We start from the raw sequence: 17434 nt of genomic DNA, 5'->3' as shown, positions 1-17434 counted from the left end.
CTATCTGCGATCGAATTAATCAGGCAGCTGAACCGCTACCCTGTATGACACCCGGTACTGCATGGTTCCTGCCGTCGCCACAGGGAGCTGGCGAAAGTACTTGTCTTCGAAGCAGCTCAAACAGGGCGCTCCGTTGTGGTCATAGGTCTCGACCACGCATAGCCTCAACAGAGCGCCCAGCGGCGACCTGTGCAGCGGCCACTGACCACAGGAAAGCCCCGCCTGCTGTGACAGCAGGCGGATCATCAAGGGGTCTACGGCAATCCACTCGCCACAGATCTGCAGCTCGGCCCAGTAATGGCCGGTGGCATAGGGGGAACTGAGCAGCAGGCCGAAGACCTGCCTGGCAGGCAAGCCAAGTGCCTTGGCCCGCTCGACCAGCAATTTCGAGAAGCCACCGCATTCGGCCAGCTTGTGCCGGCTCATGAATTCAAGATCCCAACGAACTCCGTCATGCAGCATGTAGAACTGCATGTCGGCGCTGACTTCTTCGACCAACTCCCGAAACGGGCTCGGCAGGAGCAATATTCGGCCCGGTATGACTAGGTTTTGGCGGTAGAAGTCACCGCCCTGCGGTGCCTGCAGCACACACAGGCGCTCCGCTGCAGTCAGCACCTGGATCGGTCCCTGGGGCGGGTCTTTCTCGTTGAGCGCGTACACCAGTTCGACCTGCCGCTGGCGATCGGATTGGCGAAAGGCGGCAGCCCAGCTGCGCATGGCCAGTTTGTGCAGCGATGGCAAGCGCAGGTGCAAGGACAGGCTGTACAGGTCATCGGGGTCGAAGTACTCCCCGTGCTCCTGAAGACGCGAGGCCAGGCCGATGGATTTCAGCGCCGCCAGATCACTGTCGACAAAACCGTAGAGTCCCGCCTCCCCCGCCGCCACGCTGAACCGGCGATGGTGATCCTCGACCTTGCCCAGGTTATCGAGAACGGCATGCGCCAACGGCTGCCGAACAAGCGCCGGGCGGGTCATGCGAAGCTCGTCATTTCACATTGAGCAGCAGCCTGGCAACCGCTCAGCCCGGCGATGGTCGGGGCGATCTGCTGCAACTCGAGGGGCCCCGGAGCGGCCTTGATCCTGGCCCCGTCCAGCAGCACGAAGCCGCAATCGCGATGCCATCCCGACTGCGTGGTGCGTCGGACGTGATTGGCCCAGCGTGGGTCGCCCAAAGGCGGGCGCGTGGGATCCGCCGGGGTCACGATCAGGCTCGGGGCACGATGGGTATGGGGCCCCTGGTACACCTCCTCTCGATGGCGAACGCTGGCCAGCGCCGGTTGCCCGTCTGCAAAGCGGATATCGCTCAGGCATTGCATCACCGCCTGGCGCTGGGCGGCGCTGGCGCGTCCTTCATTGCACAGGTCGGCGCAGAGCATGACCCCATGGGAACCTTGCACCGTCTCCAGGGCAACGCTGCGCTGGAGATCAACCTGCCCTTGCTCGTCGAGCACTTGCAGGCCCGCGGCCCGCAAGTGCTGGTCAATGGAAAAGAACCCCGCCAGCTCGCCGAAGCCCATTTCGGAAAACACCAGCATCGACTCCGGGGCCAGGGACTGCAGACGCTCACAGGCACGGTCGATGAAGTCATAGGCCTGCAGAATCTGCGGGCGCTGCGCGGGCTCGGGGTCGAGCATTTCGTACCACAGAAAATGGGACAGGCGATCAGCCAGGGTCAGGTTGACGATCATCACATCCGCCTCTTGCGCAAGCGCCATGGCGCTGTCGAGCTGATGCTCGGCAATCCGGAAGGCCTGGGCCGCAAACTCGTCGAAGGGCTGCCCGGTGTAGAACAGCGACACGTCATGGGCATAGCGCACCCCCTGGGCATTCAGGTCACGCAGCAGGCTGCGCGGGTGGCTGGTATTCATCGAGTTGTGCATCGGGTAGGTGATCAGCGTGCCATTGAGCGGCTGCGGCGGATGAGTGAGCTGCACATTGATCACGGCAAAGCGCTGGCCGGCCATTTCCGGCCACTCCCACAGCCGTGTGGCCATGACATCGGTGGTTTCGAGAATCCGTGGAATTTCCCCCGAACTGTGGGCGCTCCAATAGGAAAAACAGCCATGGCGTCCCGGGTTGACCCCTGAGAACGCGGTGGCCAGATTGCTCGGTTCGTACGGCACCGGCCCACAATTCAAATGTCGATAAGAGCGCGCGCCAAGGCGCTGCGAGAACCATGGAAGCCGGCCTTTGGCAACTTCGGACTCCAGTACCAGCGGATCCATCCCTTCGGCAATGACAACTAATGTCTTCATAATATCAATTAGCCTCTTATCATCCCTGACTCCGGCAAACTTAGTGCATGCCGGACCAACACTTAGACATGACCGCAAAGTGACAATCGCTTTGCAATGTCGCGAATACCACCCCGTCAAGAAAGCAAATAAAAGGCAGCCGGATACAAACAACCCCTTTAATTAAAAAGGAGAGTTACATTGAGAATCCCAGATATGAAATGACACTTTCTTGACGTCAGCTATTTTTATAAAGCGCGCTCACGCCCGCTGCCAACCCCTCACAAACCCATTGAAACCGGGGCCTTCAGAGCGAATCAGCTATTTGCGAATTTTTAACACAGGGATTAACCCGAACACGACAACTGCAACTCGGAGAGTATTTCACAATATTACAAAGCATTGCTAAAAATAACCTTGCATTCGGATTTTAATCCCGTGTTATCTTCACGACGGTTCTGAAAGTAACAACTACAGAACCACCACTCAGAAACAACAGAACCTGCAGTGCGACAAATCCGACACCCAAATACAACTTCAGGCATAACACTTTAAACACCGGAGTTCTTTCCGAAACATCTCGGTAAAACTCTGCTTGCCTGTTGATTCAGCAACCTCTCCAAGGGAATGGATGTATGACCCTGGCTATTGATGGCGGTACCCCTGTTCGACAAACCCCTTATCCCGCTTGGCCACAGTTTGGCGCCGAAGAAGAAAGCGCTCTGCTGCGCAGCCTGCACCAGGGCCAGTGGTGGCGCATGCAAGGCCGCGAGAACCTGGACTTCGAGCAGGCCTTCGCGCAGTTGCACGGCGCCCATTCGGCCTTTGCCGTGAGCAACGGCACGGTAGCAATTGAAATCGCCCTGCAAGCTGCGGGCATCGGTGCCGGTGACGAGGTCATAGTGCCGGCCTTCACCTTCATCTCCACCTCGATGGCTTGCCAGCGCATCGGCGCCACGGCAATTGCCGTAGATGTACTGCCCGACACTCTGTGCATCGATCCGGCCGCCGTGCTGGCCAATATCGGCCCCCGCACCCGGGCGATCATCCCGGTACACATGGCCGGGCACATGTGCGACATGCTCAGCCTGTCGAGAATCGCCGACCAGCATCAATTGGTGATCATCCAGGACGCCGCCCACGCCCACGGCGCGCGTGGTCACGCAGACACCGGGATTGGCGAATATGGCTCCCTGGCCTGCTTCAGCTTCCAGAACTTCAAACTGATGACCGCCGGTGAAGGCGGCCTGGTCCTGTGCCCCAATGAAGAGCTGCGCGAGAAGGTCTTCCTGTACGGCAATTGCGGGCGCCCGCTGGGTGATCGCAGTTATCAGCACACCGTGGTGGGCACCAACGCCCGGTTGAGCGAGTTCAGCGCCGCGGTGCTCGGGGCCCAGCTTTCGCGCCTGGAGCAACAGACTCGCGTGCGCCAGCACAACGCCCACCTCCTCAGCGAAACACTGGCCCGCCAGGGACTGGTCTGCGCGCAGGTACGTACCCGGGACGCCCACACCCATCCCTACTACATGTTCCTGTTCACCCTCAACGACCTCCCGGGCCAGCGCGTGCTGGATCGCAACCAGGTGGTGGACTGCCTGGTGGCCGAAGGCATCCCGGCGTTCCGCGCCTATCAGGCGCTGTACCGCATTCCCAGTTTCTGGCAGGCGCCCGCCCCCACCCGCCAGGACCTGGCCCAGTGCATCGCCGCCTGCCCGGTGACCGAGCACATTGCCCAGCGGGGCATCTGGATCCACCACCGCGCCCTGCTCGGCAACGAACAGGACACCCTGGACATCGCCACGGCCATCGCCAAGGTCCACCAGCACCTGGCCGGCGAACGATGATCAAGCCCCGCGTCGCCCTCGTCGGGGCCGGCTGGGTGGTGCGCAACATCTGGGCACCACTGCTGGTGCAGCACCACGCGCAGATTGTCTCGGTGATCGATCCCCAGGCCGATGCGGGCGAGGCTTTCCCAGCCCTGTCGCCTGGCCCGCGCTGGCATCGCTGCATGAGCGACCAGGCGTTGCAGGGCTGCAACCTGGCCCTGATCTGCTCGCCCAACGTGCATCACGTGCAGCAAGCCTTGAGAGCCATGGACCAGGGTCTGCACGTGATCCTGGAAAAACCCGCCTGCCTGTCCTCCGAGGAGGCCGAGCAGCTGATCCAACGTAGCCGTGAAACCGGTGCCGATCTCCTGGTCAGCGCCGCGGCGGCTCACCGCAGCGATGTCCGGGCCATGGTTGCGGCGCTGGCCGAGGGCGCCGTGGGCAACGTGCACTGCATCGATGTCAGCTGGCGCCGCAGGCACGGGGTGCCACGCCCGGGTTCCTGGTTCACCCAGGCCCGCCAGGCACTGGCCGGCTCGGGTGCGGACCTGGGCTGGCACCTGCTGGAAGTGGCCCTGCACGCACTGGACTATCCGCTGATCGAGGCCGCCTTGTGCAACCACGTGCCGGCGACGGCCGATGAAGGTCGGCACCAGGCCAGTTGGCGCGCCGACCAGGACCCGGGGCAGATCGGCATCGTCGAAGTCGAGTCGCAGTCATTCAGTTGCCTGCAGGCCCGGGGCGGTACGCTGGTGCGCATGAGCACCGCCTGGGCCTGCCACCAGGAGCGTGATGAAACCCGCATCACCCTCTACGGCAGTGCCGGCGAACTCTGCCTGCGCACCACCTTCGGCTTCAGCCAGAACCGCATTCAACAGCCCAGCCTGATGCTGACCGCGAACGGCACCCAGACCCCACTGGCCTTCACCGCCGAGGACAACCTCGCGCCCTACCGGGATTTCCTCGGCAGCCGTATCGCCCGCCTGGGCACTTGTCCGCAGAGCCGCGAACTCGAGTACCGCAAGCTGCGCTCGCTGGCCTCGGCGATGTCCTCCCTCTACCCCCATCTCACGCCATCCTGCGGCGCGCGGTCAGGTGACTGACCCCACGCCGCAGCCAGGAGCCGCTCCCATGGCCAGTTCCACATTGCTCAAAGACAAGTTGCTGCAGCTTTCCAAACTGTCAGGACCGATTGTCGTGTCGCGCATCGGCTTCCTGCTGCTGTCCCTGGTGGACACCATCATGGTTGGGCGCTACGCCACCGAGTCGCTGGCAGCCATCTCTATCACCCACGCCATTGCCGACACCTACATGCTGATTGCCGCGGGGTTGCTGTTCGGCATCCTGGTCATGGGCTCGATCGCCATCGGCCAGCAGGACCCGCGCGCCGCCGGCCTGGCCGCCCAGCGCGGGATCGTCCAGGCCATCGGCCTAGGGCTGGCCTGCGCCCTGGCCAGTGTCGCCAGCCTGCCCTTGCTCGCACGGTTCGGGGTGCAGGCGGAACTGGCCGCGGCCATTGCCGAACTGATGGTGATCGTGGCGCTGGGGTTGCCGGCGATCCTGATCTATATCGCCTACTCGTTTTTCCTCGAGGGCATCTCCCGGCCCATGCCCGCCACCCTGGTGATCCTGGGCGGCAACCTGGTCAACGCGGTGCTGTGCTATGCCATGGTCTACGGCGAGTTCGGCCTGCCGGAAATGGGGGCCCTGGGCTCGGCCTGGTGCACCACCATTGTCCGCCTGTTGATGGCCCTGGCGATCGTGCTGTATGTGCACCGGATCATGGCTGACCGGGCCGACTTCGGGATCAACCAGCGCTTTGCCTGGGCCTGGCCGCAATGGCAGATGCAACGCCGCATCGGTTACGGCGGTGGCTTGAGCTTCGGCATCGAGGCCCTGGCCTTCATGCTCATCGCGGTCATGGCCGGCGTGGCCTCGCCGCTGATCGCCGCCGCCTGCGCGGTGCTGGTCAACATCCGTTCGATCCTGTTCATGATCCCCATGGGGATCGGCTTTGCCACCTCGATCCAGGTGGGCATGGCCCATGGCAACCGCGACCTGGCGGACATCAGGCTGTCAACCCGCGCCGGCCTGCTGCTGGGGGTGTCCCTGAGTTCGCTCTGCGCCTTGGTCCTGGCGGTCCTGCCGGGCCCTTTGCTGGGGCAATACAGCCATGACTCGCAGCTGTTGGCCGTGGCCCTGCCGAGCATGCTGCTGTTGGCTCTGGCGCTGCCTCTGGATGCCTGGCAGGGGATCATGTCCAATGCCCTGCGCGGCCGCGAAGACGCCCTGGCGCCGACCCTGATCCATGCCATTGCCTACCTGCTGCTGATGGTGCCCCTGGGCTGGCTGCTGACCCTGCACTGGCAACGCGGCCTCAATGGCCTGGTGGAAGCCATGCTGGTTGGCAACCTGGTCGCCGCGGTACTGATGACCCAGCGTCACCACCAGCTCAATCAACAGCCCGGCCAGGCCGGCCCCGCCGCCAGCCTGCGCGACGAGGGTGCCTGATGCAACTTTCGGTGATCATGCCGGTGCATGCCAAGGCCGAACGCCTGCGCCTGACCCTGGCCAGCCTGCAGCGCCAGCAGACGCGCTGCAGATTCGAGACGGTGATCGTGGCCGACGCCGCCCAACCCGCTGTACTGGCCCTGATCGACGCCTTGCCGGGCGCACGGGTCGTCCGTTCGCCGGGCCTGGGGCGCGCCGCAGCGCGAAATCTCGGGGCCAGTGTCGCCGGGGGCGAGGTACTGCTGTTTCTTGACGATGACATCCTGGTCCAGGACGGTTTCTTCGAGGCCCACCTGCAGGCCCAGGAGGAACGCGAAGGCCTGGTACACGGCCGGCTACGGGAGCTGATTGCCCTGGGCCCGGTGAGCGATCCGGCCCTGGGCACCGCCGGCTGCCCGCCGATCCTGGTGGAAGACCTGCTGGCCGGGCGCTGGACAGCGCAAGGCGCGCGAACCCTGGCCAACCCCCTGGAGCAGGCCGCTGAACATCCACGGGCTAACCAATGGCCCTGGCTGGCCTGTGCCGGGGCAAATATTTCCCTGTCCCGCAGCGCCTGGCGACAGGTCGGAGGGTTCGACGCCTCCTATGGCCGGCGCTGGGGCATGGAAGACCTGGACCTGGGTTACCGGTTGTGGCGGGCCGGGGTCAGGCTGAGCCTGGAACCCCGCGCCTGCGGCTACCACATGTCCCATCACAATCCCCAGCGCTGGGAGGACCACCGGCATAACCTGCAACTGTTCCAGGCCCAGGCCCCGATTGCCGAGGCCCTGGCCCTGGATGAACTGCTCTCGCCCACCGGCTCGGTGCAGCGCTACATTGCCCGGGTCGACCAGATTCGGCAGAACGCGGTGTCCCCCTGCACCCGGCAGTGACGCTGCAGGGCCTGGAGAAAACGCCCCTGGCCGGCAAACAGCATCACGACCTGGGAGCGGTAGCACAACGCAGCATCGCGCCACGCCGGCCATGAACAGGCGATATCCTCGGCCTGCAGCTGCAGGCCCAAGGCCTGCACATGCCGCTCCAGCGCCTGCTGCGACATCTGATCGGCATAGGGAAACTCGCTGTAGAAGTACAGCCGATTGGTCAGCCCGCGCGCCAGGCAATGGGTCAGGCAATGATCGACGTGAGCACCGATGGCCAGCGGCGCGCAGACCACATCCTGCGGCCGGAGAAACCCTTGCAGCGCAGCCACCAGGGCCGGCTCCGGCTCCGGCCAGGATGCCGGGGTGGAGTCCAGAAACAGTGACGCCAGGCTGGCGTGCGCAAAGCCTCCGGCCTGGTCCAGGCGCAACGCGCCATCCGCCGCCTCCAGGTTCGAGCAGCCGTAGCCGAGGATCGTGGCGGCGCGCCGATCCTCTGCACGACGTTGTCCAGGGGTGGAAAAGCAGCGCCAGCGCTGCTCGGGTGCACGGGCCTGGATCAGCCCTGCTCCGGCGTCGCCGGCAAACAGGCTGAGCAGCTGGATGTCCTGGTGCGGTGCCCAGCGCGCCAGGCCGCTACCCAGGGACCAGACGCCATCGTCCGGGTGCGGTGACAGCACCACCACCCGTCCATTTCCCAGCTCACCGAGCATTGGCGGTGCTGCCGGCATACAGCTGGCCCAGGCGCAGGAACCGGGAAATCTCCCGGTCATTGCGCTCCACCACCCGACAGCGGCCCATCTTCAGGGGCGAGAGCTGGATGTCCGGAAAGTTACGCATCTGGACCCAGGACAGGTGCGCAAAGGCCTGGTGCAGCGCCTGCAGCTCGGCCTCGCACGCCGGCACTCGCAACGCCAGCGGCACCTCGGCCAGGCGTCGAGCGCTGGCACTGAAGGCCTCCTCGAAGGCACTGCAAACATGGGTTTCGGGACAGGGCACGCAGTAATCCAGGTACAGGCCAAAGCGCAGCAGCGCCTGATGCATCTCGGCCTCCTGCTTGACCTGTGCCACTGAAAGCACATCGTGGCTGCCAAAGTTGAGGTAGCCGCTGCGCATGGCCGGCGGTGCCTTGAGTGACTGCAGGGCGCGACAGACGAACATCAAGAGCCCACCCAGGTCCTTGAAGCCATTGACCGCAAAGCAGTCGAATTGCCCAACCAGGCTCTGCGGCAAGGGCTGGAAGACATCGTAATGAACCACCTCGATATTGTTGAAACCCTGCTGCGCCGCAACCCGGGCAATGGTCGCCAGCAACTGCGGGTCGATATCTGCCACGACGATCCGCCGGCGATAGCCGTGTACCGCGAGAAACAGCGAGAACAACGCGTCGTCCCCCAACAGCAACAGCGCCTCGTGATTCAAGTCACCCAGGCTCTGCATGATCTTGTAGCGGCGGATCAAGGTCTCGTAGGTCTCGATGGATTGACTGTACTGGCTCTGCTTGTCGCTGATGAGATCGGTGAGGATCTCGCGAAAGTGCGGGTTCAAGCGCAGGCTGTCGTCGCCCACCAGATGCAGGCCGCTGCCCGGCAGCGGGACCTCGTCCGCCCCCTCGCGGACAAAGCGCTGCGCCGAGCCCTCCGGCACCACGCGCAACTGCCCCTCGGCCAGCAGTTGTGCCAGGCACCAGAGCACCTGGCGCACCGTCAGGCGCGACGACAACAGTTGATAGACCCGCTGGGGGCTGGCGAGCTTGCACAGCAGGTCGTCCAATGCCGCGGGATCCGCGGGTAAAGCGCTGGACAGCATCGCCAGTCCTGTCTGTAGATCCGTTCGAGTTGCAACGAGCGTAGGCATGCAGCCTCCTGTAGGCCTGGTGGAAATGAGATGCCGTCAGAGCACGGCGTGCAGAATGTTCCCGGCACAGCGGCCGTGAAAGAAATTGACTCCGACTTCCAGGGTCTCGCCGCGCCGGTCGGAAAACCCCAGTCCGGTGCCGAACAGCCCGGGCACCGCTGCACCGCCGACGGTCAGTTCGTGGGTCTGCGGGTGCTTGCACAGGTTGCCGTCGAGCTGGTCGAGGCTCAGCTGGCGGCCCTGGCCATCCAGCAGCCCGGGCACCCGGGGTCGGTAACCGGTGGCGTTGATCAGCAGCGCGCCGCGGGCGAGCCAGGGTTGCGGGTCAGTGGCGCCGATGTGCAGCACCACACTGGCCCGCGCTCCGGCCTCGATCTGCAGCAGGGTGTCCTGGGCCGCGCCGCGCAAGCCGCAGAAGCGGTTGACCTCGCCGCTGTCCTCATCCACCCGGTCCTGGGCGCGCAATGGCGCGGCCACCCGGGTCGAGGCCGCCCATAACGCCGGGCGCCGGCGGCACAGAACCTGGATCGAGCCGGGGCCGAGCCAGCCGGCGAAGCGCTCGAGCAAATAGCCGACCACGGAAAAGGCGCTGTGGCTGCCACCCAGCACGACCACGGCTTTGCCCTGCTCCAGGGCCTGCAGCAGCGCCGGATCGACCTGCCCGCGCAATACCCGGTCGGAGCACAGCGTCGAGGCCGTCGACACGCCCTGCTGGTGCTGCAAGTCACGCACCCGGGCACCACAGGCCAGCACCAGATAACGGCTGGAACAGCTACCCCAGCTGCCGCTGACCGTGAAACCGCCAGCCTCGCAGCGGATTGCCTCGACCCCGTGGGCAAAATGCACCGCCGCGTTGGGGTGGGCCAGACACAGCTCGATGATCACCTGCGCCAACTGGCGCAAAAACGCCGAGACCTGCACCAGTGGCACCACCTGGTCCGGGGCCTGCAGCCAGCGCTGTACCTGGGGCTGCTGCAGGCACTGGGCAAAAGCGCCGTCGCGGCGGATGCCGGCAAGAAAATCGGCGATCGGCGAATTGGCTTCGATCTCATAGCTCAGGCAGTCCCACTGCTCCAGGGAGCCACTGCGCTCATGCACCTGCACCCCACAGTCGAGCATTTGCCGCAAGCGGCCGTTGCGGTCTGCAGTAATGAACAGACCCAGGGCCGCAGGCCCGAATCCGATGATCTGTAGCAAGGTATCCATGGCGTTATCCCTTAAGGCGACTGCATGGGATCGAGCCGGCGTTTGCCGGCGCGATCAGAATGAATAGGAAAGCTCCAACGCCACGTGGGAATCACTGGCCAGCGCGTCCCAGACCACATCGCTCGCGGAGCTGTTGATCAGCACCGCGCTGACACCGGCCCGCACGGCATCGCTGAGCCCCAGGTCGAGGGAGGCGCTGAGCATGTTGTTGCCCAGGTCGGAGGCCTGCGCGGTGTAGCCCAGGAACACCGAAGACAAATGGGCATCATTGAGTTCCAGGCGTGCACCCAGCAGGAACTTGCGATCGAAGATGCTTACCGGCGCCAGCCGCTGGTCACGGTCGTGGTGGTATTCACCGATCAGGCTCAGGTCGGCATCGCGCCAGGCCCGGGTAATGGCGTACTCCAGGCCCACCGACAGCTTGCGCGAGTTGTAGGCACTGTCCGAGACCCGCTGGTCCAGGGCCTCCAGTTTGTACAGCCACTGCTCCCTGACCCAGATCGCATCCAGCCCCCATTGCGCGACCTCGGTGTACTGGGCCACCAGGCTGTCGCCCTCGCTGCGAAATGCCGGTGAGCGATTGGTGCCCTTGAAGTAGCTGAGGCCGATGTCCAGGTCGGCCACCGAGATGAAGTAACGCGCCGCCAGGTCCAGGGAGTCCGGATCGCCGCCGTGGATGTACTCGGCCGGCGGCTGTACCCGGTAAGCGGCAAACCGCGCCGGCTCACTGTAGAACTGCACCGGCTCGAAACCGTCGAGCAGGTACAGGCTCAGGTGCCCGGGCCCCAGGGTACTGCCGAGCTTGATGGCCTTTTGCGAGAGTTTTTCCTCCGGCTGCAGGCCGTCGAGGTTGTCGTAGGTGTTGATCACGTCCACCAGCTGGCGGGTCTCCATGACGCCCCAGTGCTCCTTGATCCGCCCCACCTTCAGCTCGCGATTGTCCTGTTCCAGGAGCACGAACAGCTCATCCCAATAGAAACTCGGCCGCGGGTCCTTGGACCCGCTCTCCAGATAACGCGGGTTGACCACCAGACGCAGGCGCAGGTTGTCCCAGCTCTGCAGGTACTGGTAGTCCAGGCCCAACTGCGCGGTGCCGGACAGATGCCCATCGTCGACGCCCTCGGCCGGCGACGAGGTGAAGAAGTAGCGCTTGAGCGCGATCTTCGCCGACAACCCCTGCTCCGCCTCCGCGTGCACCTGGGTGACGCTCCAGCACAGCCCCAGCAGCAACGCCTGGAGCCTGCGGTGGCCCGTGCCTGGGATCATTGCGTCAGGTTTCCAAGCCTTGCCGGCTCAAAGGCGTCCTCGCGGATGCCGGTACGAAACTGCACATCGGAACTGACCAGGACGGTTTGCCGACCGGTGATGTGGTTGACCATGGTCATGTTCAGGGCACGCCAGTAGCGCCCGAGGAACAACTGATAGTCACCCAGGGTCAGGGTCTTGAACTTGCTGCCCTTGCGGTCGTAGTACTCGGTCTTCATCTGCCGGTAGTCGGTCTTGTTGTACCAGATCCAGATCGACGAATAGCCCGAGTACGGATACAGCGGCACCTGCTTGACCACCGCGCACTGGAACTCGCCGCAGGGTTCGTCACGCAACCACTGGTAGTCGTAGTTGCCGACCTCCATCGAACCGATGTCCTCGTAGGAAAACTCGCTGCCCGAGAACGAACCGGAGCGGTCGGCCGCAGCCACCCGCTTGACCCGCTTGAGGGCCGGCAGGTACAGCCAGACCTGGTCGCCCTCCTTGATCTTGGAATGGATCAGCACCCGGGAATTCTTGATGTTCTCCGGGGCCTCGAAGGTCAGCAGTACCTTGTCACCCACCGCCGTACTGGCGGTTTCAAAGCTGTTCATGCGCATGAAACGGTCGGTACTGGCGCCCTCCTTTTCCACCAGGGTCAGGCGGATCCTGGCACTGGTGTCCTGGTAGCCCAGGTCACTGTCGCGCCAGCGATGGGCGTATTGCTGCCCCAGTTCCTGCTCCGGGCTGGCCAGCGAGGAGGCCTGGTACAGCAGCGCGCAGAGTGACAGGCAGGCGCTGGATACGGCTTTGCAATTCATGGTCGGTTCCTTCTCTGGATTCGGGTCGGGGTTCAGGCTTCGCGGGTGGCCAGTCGCGTGGCGGCGCGGCCCCACAGGAAGCGGTCAAAGGTCAGCAGCACCAGGGGCAGGCACAACGCGTCGAAGATCAGCCCGAGGAAGATCGCGATGACCGCCAGCAAACCGAAATCGGCGTTCATCGAAAACGGCGACAAGGTCATCACCATGAAACCCGAGGCCAGGATCACTGCGTTGGCGAACACCGACGGCAGCACATGCTGGTAGGTCAGGCGCAGCGCTTCCCGTGGCGGATGGCCCTGCACCAGGCGCAGCCCTTTGTAGTGGCTCATGATGTGGATCGTGGCCTCGACGATCAGGCCGTAGACCACTACGCAGACATTGATCGCCGCGGTATTGATCTCGCCGCGCCACAGGCCCCAGAGGCCGAACATGATGAAGAACGGAAAGACGTTGGGCAGGATGCTGATCAACCCCAGGCCGGCATTGCGCAGGAACAGCGCAACCATCAGGGTGATGGTCACCAGCTCGAACAGCAGGCCATTGACCATGTACTCGATGCTGATGTGCGTGAGGTTGGCGAACACCACCGCCTCGCCGGTGCCCAGGCCCGGCACCAGCGCCGAGCGATCGGCGTGGGCCTGCCACCAGTCATCGGCGCGCTGCTTGATGTCGCGGATCTGCTGGGTGTCGAGCCGGGTCAGGGTCACCACCAGGCGCGTGGCAGACTTGTCGATGTTGATCTGGCTGCCCAGGTCGAGGCCGAACGGCAGCGACATCTCGTAGACCAGCAGCATCTGCGCAGCCAGCGCCGGGTCAGTGGGCAAGCGGTACTCGTCAGCCTGCCCACCGTTCATGGTCTGGTTGAGCTTCTTCAAGGCGTCGCCGAGGGTCGTGACCGAATCGACTTCCGGCTGGGCCCTGAGCCACTGGGCGAAACGATCCAACTCGGTGAGAAAGCCCGGGTCGGATATATCGCCCTTGGCCGAGGTGGCGACATATTCCAGGCGATAGATCCCGGACAGGTTGTCCATGGCGAACTCGGTGGCGTTACGCACCGGGATGCTGGTGTCGAAGTTCTCCACGATGCGGTCATTGATCAGGTTGTTGCGCGCCGGCTCGATGGCCAGCACGAACAGCACCACGAACCCCAGCAGCCACAGTTTCGGGTAGCGCAGCAACGGCTCCATGTACAACGAATAGCGCCGGCTGGCGGCCCCTTCCAGCGGCTTGAGTCGCAGCAGCGGGATCAGCACCGCGGCCACCGAGAGGGTCACCAGCAATGCCATCAGGGCACCGATGGCCGCCAGCACCCCGAACTCCTTGTAGGGCGGCGAGGCAGCGAACACCAGGCTGTAGAAGCCCACGGCATTGGTCGCCGTGCCAATGGCGATGGGCTTGATGGTGTCCTTGATCGCCGCGCAAGCCAGGTCCACCCGGCGGTTGCCGTACTCGCCGCTCATCTGCCGCGCGGCGGACAGCACATGCATGATCTCCGCCACCGAGGTGGCCAGGACGATGGTCGGCAGCAGCCCGGTCAACGCCGTCGCCTCGAAGCCCAGCCAGCCGCTGGCACCCAGGGTCGCGGCGGTGGCCATGCTGATGGCGATCAGCACCACCAGCAAGGCGCCGAGGCTGCGCAGCATCAGCACGGTCACCAGGAGAATGATCAGGTACATCAGCGGGGTGAGCACCGCCATGTCCTGCTGCGCCGCTGCCGGGTAGGCCGCTTCCACGGCTGCCAGGCCGGTCAGGTGCACCTGCAGTTGCGGGTTGTTGCGGGCAAACTCATCCAGCAGGCGCTGGCCTTCGGCGGTGGCCGCCAGCGCCGCGTCCAGGGTCTGCGGCGGAAACTGCAGGGTGACCAGCACGCCCACCGTCTGGCCATCGCTGGAAACCAGGCGCTTGACCAGTTCGATGTCGTTGCGGCCCAGGCGCTCCATCAATTCGATGTGCGCCGGCGTCAGGTCGCTGGGCTCGCGCACCAGGGCTTCGACGTGCACCGTGTCGCCTTCGGCGAACACATGCTGGAAGTTGGTCACCGAGTCCACCCGGTAGGCGTGGGGAATGTGCCAGGCCTGTTGCGTCAATTCATGCAACTGCTCCAGGTATTCCCGGGTAAACACCGTGCCCTTGGGGTTCTTGATCACGAACAGCAAGGTGTCGGACTTGCCGAACTGCCGGTGCAGGGCGTCCAGTTGCTCGACGGTTTTCTCGCCCTCGGGAAAGAACGCCCGGTAGTCGGCGGCAAAGCGGATCGAGGTCATCCCCCAGGACAGCCCCGCGACCAGCGCCACTACCAGGGCGAACAACCAGAAACGGTAACGCTTGAGCACGCGCTCGAAGGTCGAAGTGGCCATCAGTGCTGTCCTCCACCGATGCGCCCAATGACCGCCAGCAACTGCCCGACGCCATCGTCGACACTGCACCCTGCCGTCTCGATCAGGCACTCGCAGGCCACCGGTGGCTCGTAGGCGCTGTCAATCCCGGTGAACTCCGGCAACTGGCCACTGCGGGCCCTGGCGTACAAGCCCTTGGGATCGCGCGCCTCGCACAAGGCCAGGTCGGTGGCGACGTGCACTTCAATGAACGACGGTGCGGCAAACAACGTCCGTGCTCGCTCGCGGTCCTCGACAAACGGCGAGATCGCACTGACCAGGACGATATAGCCACTGTCGTAGAACAACCGGGCCACTTCCCCCAGGCGACGGATATTTTCCTTGCGGTCGGCTGCACTGAACTTCAGGTCGCTGTTCAACCCTGCACGCAGGTCGTCGCCGTCCAGCACCCGCACGCGTGCGCCCAGTTGCCCGAGCCGTGCTTCCAGGGCCCTGGCCAGGGTCGACTTGCCGGCACCCGAAAGGCCGGTGAACCAGACACACAACGGTCCGTGGGCAAGCCAACCGGCCGCCTCGTCGAGGGACGCGATGGCGCCGCTATTGCCCATGTCATCGATATTCACTGTCACGTCTCTCATAAACAGATCCAGTAGGTTCACTCGTACACCGAGCGGATGATTCGGCAGGGATTGCCTGCCGCCAGTACTCCGGCCGGGATCGAGCGTGTCACCACGCTGCCGGCGCCGATGACGCTGCCGTCGCCGACCTCCACGCCCCCCAGCAGCACCGCTGCGGCGCCGATCCAGACATCGTTGCCCAGCACAATCGGCGCCGCCCGCTGCACGCACTTGAGGCGACCGTCGATGCGCACCGTGCGCGCCCGGGGGTCCATGGGGTGGGCAGTGGTCATCAATTGCACGTTGGGCGAGAGGTAGCTGCGGTCGCCGATGAGGATCCGGTTGCCGTCCAGGAAGGTGCAGTTCATGTTGATGAACACCTCATCGCCGATCTCGATATGCACCCCGTAATCACAATAAAAGTTGGGTTCTATCCAACTGTTCCTGCCCACTCGTTTGAGTAACTTCGCCAGCAGGGCTTGCTGTTCCTTGAACGCCAGCGGGGAACAGTCGTTAAAGCGTCGTTGCAATGCCTGGGAGCGAAAACGCATGCGTGCAAGTTCCAGGTCTGGAGTACAGAACCACTCTCCCGCGAGCATCAACTCATGGGCCGAACGACCTTCGTCGATCACAATGGGTGGGGATTGGGAAACGTCCATGTCCAACTCCGAAGTTCTGGAAAGTCAGGCCTGGGGCAACTTTTCATAGGTCGATATATGTTTGAACGAACCTTCGACGAAGGGCGCCTGGTCCCAGTTCGACCAGCGCTGTACCAGGCGCATGCCGGCCAGTTCGGCCATCAGGTCCAGTTCCGCCGGCCAGGCATAGCGCAGCTCTACCGGAATCACTTTCATCCCCTGTTCCTGCATGCGGATGAAGCGGCAGCTGACCCGCTGCGCGACAGCGTCCAGGCGCGAGGCTTCCAGCAGCACCTCATTGCGCTCCAGGCCGCCGACATAGACCGGCTGGTCCTTGCCGTAGCGCGACAGGTCCGGGTAGAACGTCTCGATCACCAGGCGTCCATGGTCCTTGAGCAAGGCGCTGGTGGCCTTGAAACAGCTGACCTGGGCGGCCTGGGACAGCAGCAGGAACAATGAGCTGAAGGTGCAGAAGGCCAGGCTGAACGGCCCCCCCGCCACCCCCTCAAGGGTGGCGAAGTCCGCCTCGGTCAGGGGAATGCCGGCCGCACCGGGCTTGGCCCGGAGTTTCTCCAGCATCGACGGTGAGGCATCGACGCCATGCACCTGCACCCCCCGCTCATGCATCGGCAAGGCAAAACGCCCGGTACCGATGCCCAGTTCCAGCACCGGCTCGCGGGTGCCCGCCATTGCCACCAGGACCTCGATGGCATTGGCCGGGGCCTCGCCATACAGGTCGTCATAGATATCGGCCAGGGTCTCGCCGTAAGTGCTGGCATCGCTCATGTGCTCATTCCACTCTGTGGTTTTTTCAGGGCAATAAAGTCCCGTGCGGGGGATATGATCCCCCGCAGGAAACAACCGTTAGTTAGGTGTTCAGTTCAAAAGACTATTGATTGAGTGCTTGCCTTACATAGTCAGCAAGATGCTTCTTTTGAACATCCGATACAGCAAACAACTTTATATGCCGGCGGAACTTCCCAGTGCCTTCGAGCACCCCGTGCGGGTCATCGAACAAATAGCCCTGGCCAAACTCCACCGATACATGGTCGGTGTAGGCATAGACCCCGCAGAACGGTGCCACACGGGAAAACATGATGCCCCCGTACTTGACCATCTCCGCGACTGTGCCGCTGGTTTCCTCCACCACCTGACGCACTCGCTGGACGATATCCAGCAAGGCGCCGTGGGTACTGCCGATGTCCTCGAGCAACGCCAGGACCGCATCCTCGGTGTTACGCATGGTCAGGCACTCCCTGGCGCTCTGCGGATTCAGGCCCAGC

Annotated in this window: 16 protein-coding genes; 4 read left to right on the top strand and 12 right to left on the bottom strand. The window is 63.9% G+C overall.

Annotation, left to right across the window (positions count from 1 at the left end; genetic code table 11):
• Positions 1 to 15: 15 nt before the first annotated feature.
• Together U873_RS0109595 and U873_RS0109590 are read right to left on the bottom strand one after the other, a co-directional pair.
• The gene (locus U873_RS0109595; protein WP_025128045.1) at positions 16 to 975 is read right to left on the bottom strand and encodes a transglutaminase domain-containing protein; all 960 of its coding nucleotides are present in this window, start codon (positions 973 to 975) and stop codon (positions 16 to 18) included.
• A complete protein-coding gene (locus tag U873_RS0109590) occupies positions 972 to 2255 on the bottom strand; it encodes an alkaline phosphatase family protein (RefSeq protein ID WP_081818634.1) in 1284 nt (427 codons plus the stop codon). Before U873_RS0109590 ends, U873_RS0109595 begins: the two co-directional genes overlap by 4 nt.
• A 614-nt stretch (positions 2256 to 2869) precedes the next feature.
• Here U873_RS0109590 and U873_RS0109585 point away from each other — a divergent pair.
• From U873_RS0109585 to U873_RS0109570, 4 genes are read left to right on the top strand one after another with little or no spacing between them, the layout of a single operon-like run.
• Entirely contained in the window at positions 2870 to 4078 is a 1209-nt protein-coding gene (locus U873_RS0109585; RefSeq protein ID WP_025128043.1) for a DegT/DnrJ/EryC1/StrS aminotransferase family protein, read from the top strand.
• The gene (locus U873_RS0109580) at positions 4075 to 5163 is read left to right on the top strand and encodes a Gfo/Idh/MocA family protein (protein ID WP_025128042.1); all 1089 of its coding nucleotides are present in this window, start codon (positions 4075 to 4077) and stop codon (positions 5161 to 5163) included. The genes U873_RS0109585 and U873_RS0109580 overlap by 4 nt, the downstream gene beginning before the upstream one ends.
• Positions 5164 to 5191: 28 nt before the next feature.
• The gene (locus U873_RS0109575) at positions 5192 to 6571 is read left to right on the top strand and encodes an MATE family efflux transporter (protein WP_025128041.1); all 1380 of its coding nucleotides are present in this window, start codon (positions 5192 to 5194) and stop codon (positions 6569 to 6571) included.
• A complete protein-coding gene (locus U873_RS0109570; RefSeq protein ID WP_025128040.1) occupies positions 6571 to 7443 on the top strand; it encodes a glycosyltransferase family 2 protein in 873 nt (290 codons plus the stop codon). The genes U873_RS0109575 and U873_RS0109570 overlap by 1 nt, the downstream gene beginning before the upstream one ends.
• Here the strand turns inward: U873_RS0109570 and U873_RS0109565 are convergent.
• From U873_RS0109565 to U873_RS0109520, 10 genes are all read right to left on the bottom strand, one after another.
• Positions 7383 to 8144: a PIG-L deacetylase family protein gene (locus U873_RS0109565; protein ID WP_025128039.1), complete on the bottom strand. Its 762-nt coding sequence runs from the start codon at positions 8142 to 8144 to the stop codon at positions 7383 to 7385. The genes U873_RS0109570 and U873_RS0109565 overlap by 61 nt on opposite strands.
• On the bottom strand, positions 8134 to 9240 hold the full coding sequence (locus tag U873_RS0109560) for a bis-aminopropyl spermidine synthase family protein (RefSeq protein ID WP_025128038.1): 1107 nt from the start codon (positions 9238 to 9240) through the stop codon (positions 8134 to 8136). The genes U873_RS0109565 and U873_RS0109560 overlap by 11 nt, the downstream gene beginning before the upstream one ends.
• Positions 9241 to 9324: 84 nt before the next feature.
• Positions 9325 to 10494, bottom strand: coding sequence for a hypothetical protein (locus U873_RS0109555; protein WP_025128037.1), 1170 nt, complete (start codon positions 10492 to 10494; stop codon positions 9325 to 9327).
• Between the two features lie 54 nt (positions 10495 to 10548).
• Positions 10549 to 11760 carry a hypothetical protein gene (locus tag U873_RS0109550; protein WP_025128036.1) on the bottom strand — a complete coding sequence of 404 codons (1212 nt, stop codon included), beginning with the start codon at positions 11758 to 11760 and terminating at the stop codon, positions 10549 to 10551.
• Complete coding sequence (locus U873_RS0109545) at positions 11757 to 12560, bottom strand: outer membrane lipoprotein-sorting protein (RefSeq protein ID WP_025128035.1); 804 nt, start codon at positions 12558 to 12560, stop codon at positions 11757 to 11759. Before U873_RS0109545 ends, U873_RS0109550 begins: the two co-directional genes overlap by 4 nt.
• A 32-nt stretch (positions 12561 to 12592) precedes the next feature.
• Positions 12593 to 14917, bottom strand: coding sequence for an RND family transporter (locus tag U873_RS0109540; RefSeq protein ID WP_025128034.1), 2325 nt, complete (start codon positions 14915 to 14917; stop codon positions 12593 to 12595).
• The gene (cysC, locus tag U873_RS0109535) at positions 14917 to 15534 is read right to left on the bottom strand and encodes an adenylyl-sulfate kinase (protein WP_029978287.1); all 618 of its coding nucleotides are present in this window, start codon (positions 15532 to 15534) and stop codon (positions 14917 to 14919) included. The genes U873_RS0109540 and cysC overlap by 1 nt, the downstream gene beginning before the upstream one ends.
• A 17-nt stretch (positions 15535 to 15551) precedes the next feature.
• Complete coding sequence (locus U873_RS0109530) at positions 15552 to 16172, bottom strand: sugar O-acetyltransferase (protein ID WP_051586068.1); 621 nt, start codon at positions 16170 to 16172, stop codon at positions 15552 to 15554.
• A 24-nt stretch (positions 16173 to 16196) separates the two neighbouring features.
• Positions 16197 to 16937 (bottom strand): class I SAM-dependent methyltransferase, encoded by a 741-nt coding sequence (locus U873_RS0109525; RefSeq protein ID WP_025128031.1) that lies wholly within the window; start codon positions 16935 to 16937, stop codon positions 16197 to 16199.
• Between the two features lie 103 nt (positions 16938 to 17040).
• Positions 17041 to 17394: a DUF1801 domain-containing protein gene (locus U873_RS0109520; protein ID WP_025128030.1), complete on the bottom strand. Its 354-nt coding sequence runs from the start codon at positions 17392 to 17394 to the stop codon at positions 17041 to 17043.
• Positions 17395 to 17434 lie beyond the last annotated feature (40 nt).

Origin of the sequence: Pseudomonas sp. PH1b, from assembly GCF_000633395.1 — a bacterium.
Classification (GTDB): domain Bacteria; phylum Pseudomonadota; class Gammaproteobacteria; order Pseudomonadales; family Pseudomonadaceae; genus Aquipseudomonas.
Note: the sequence above shows the minus strand (reverse complement) of the source record. Positions and strands in the feature narration are given on the sequence as shown.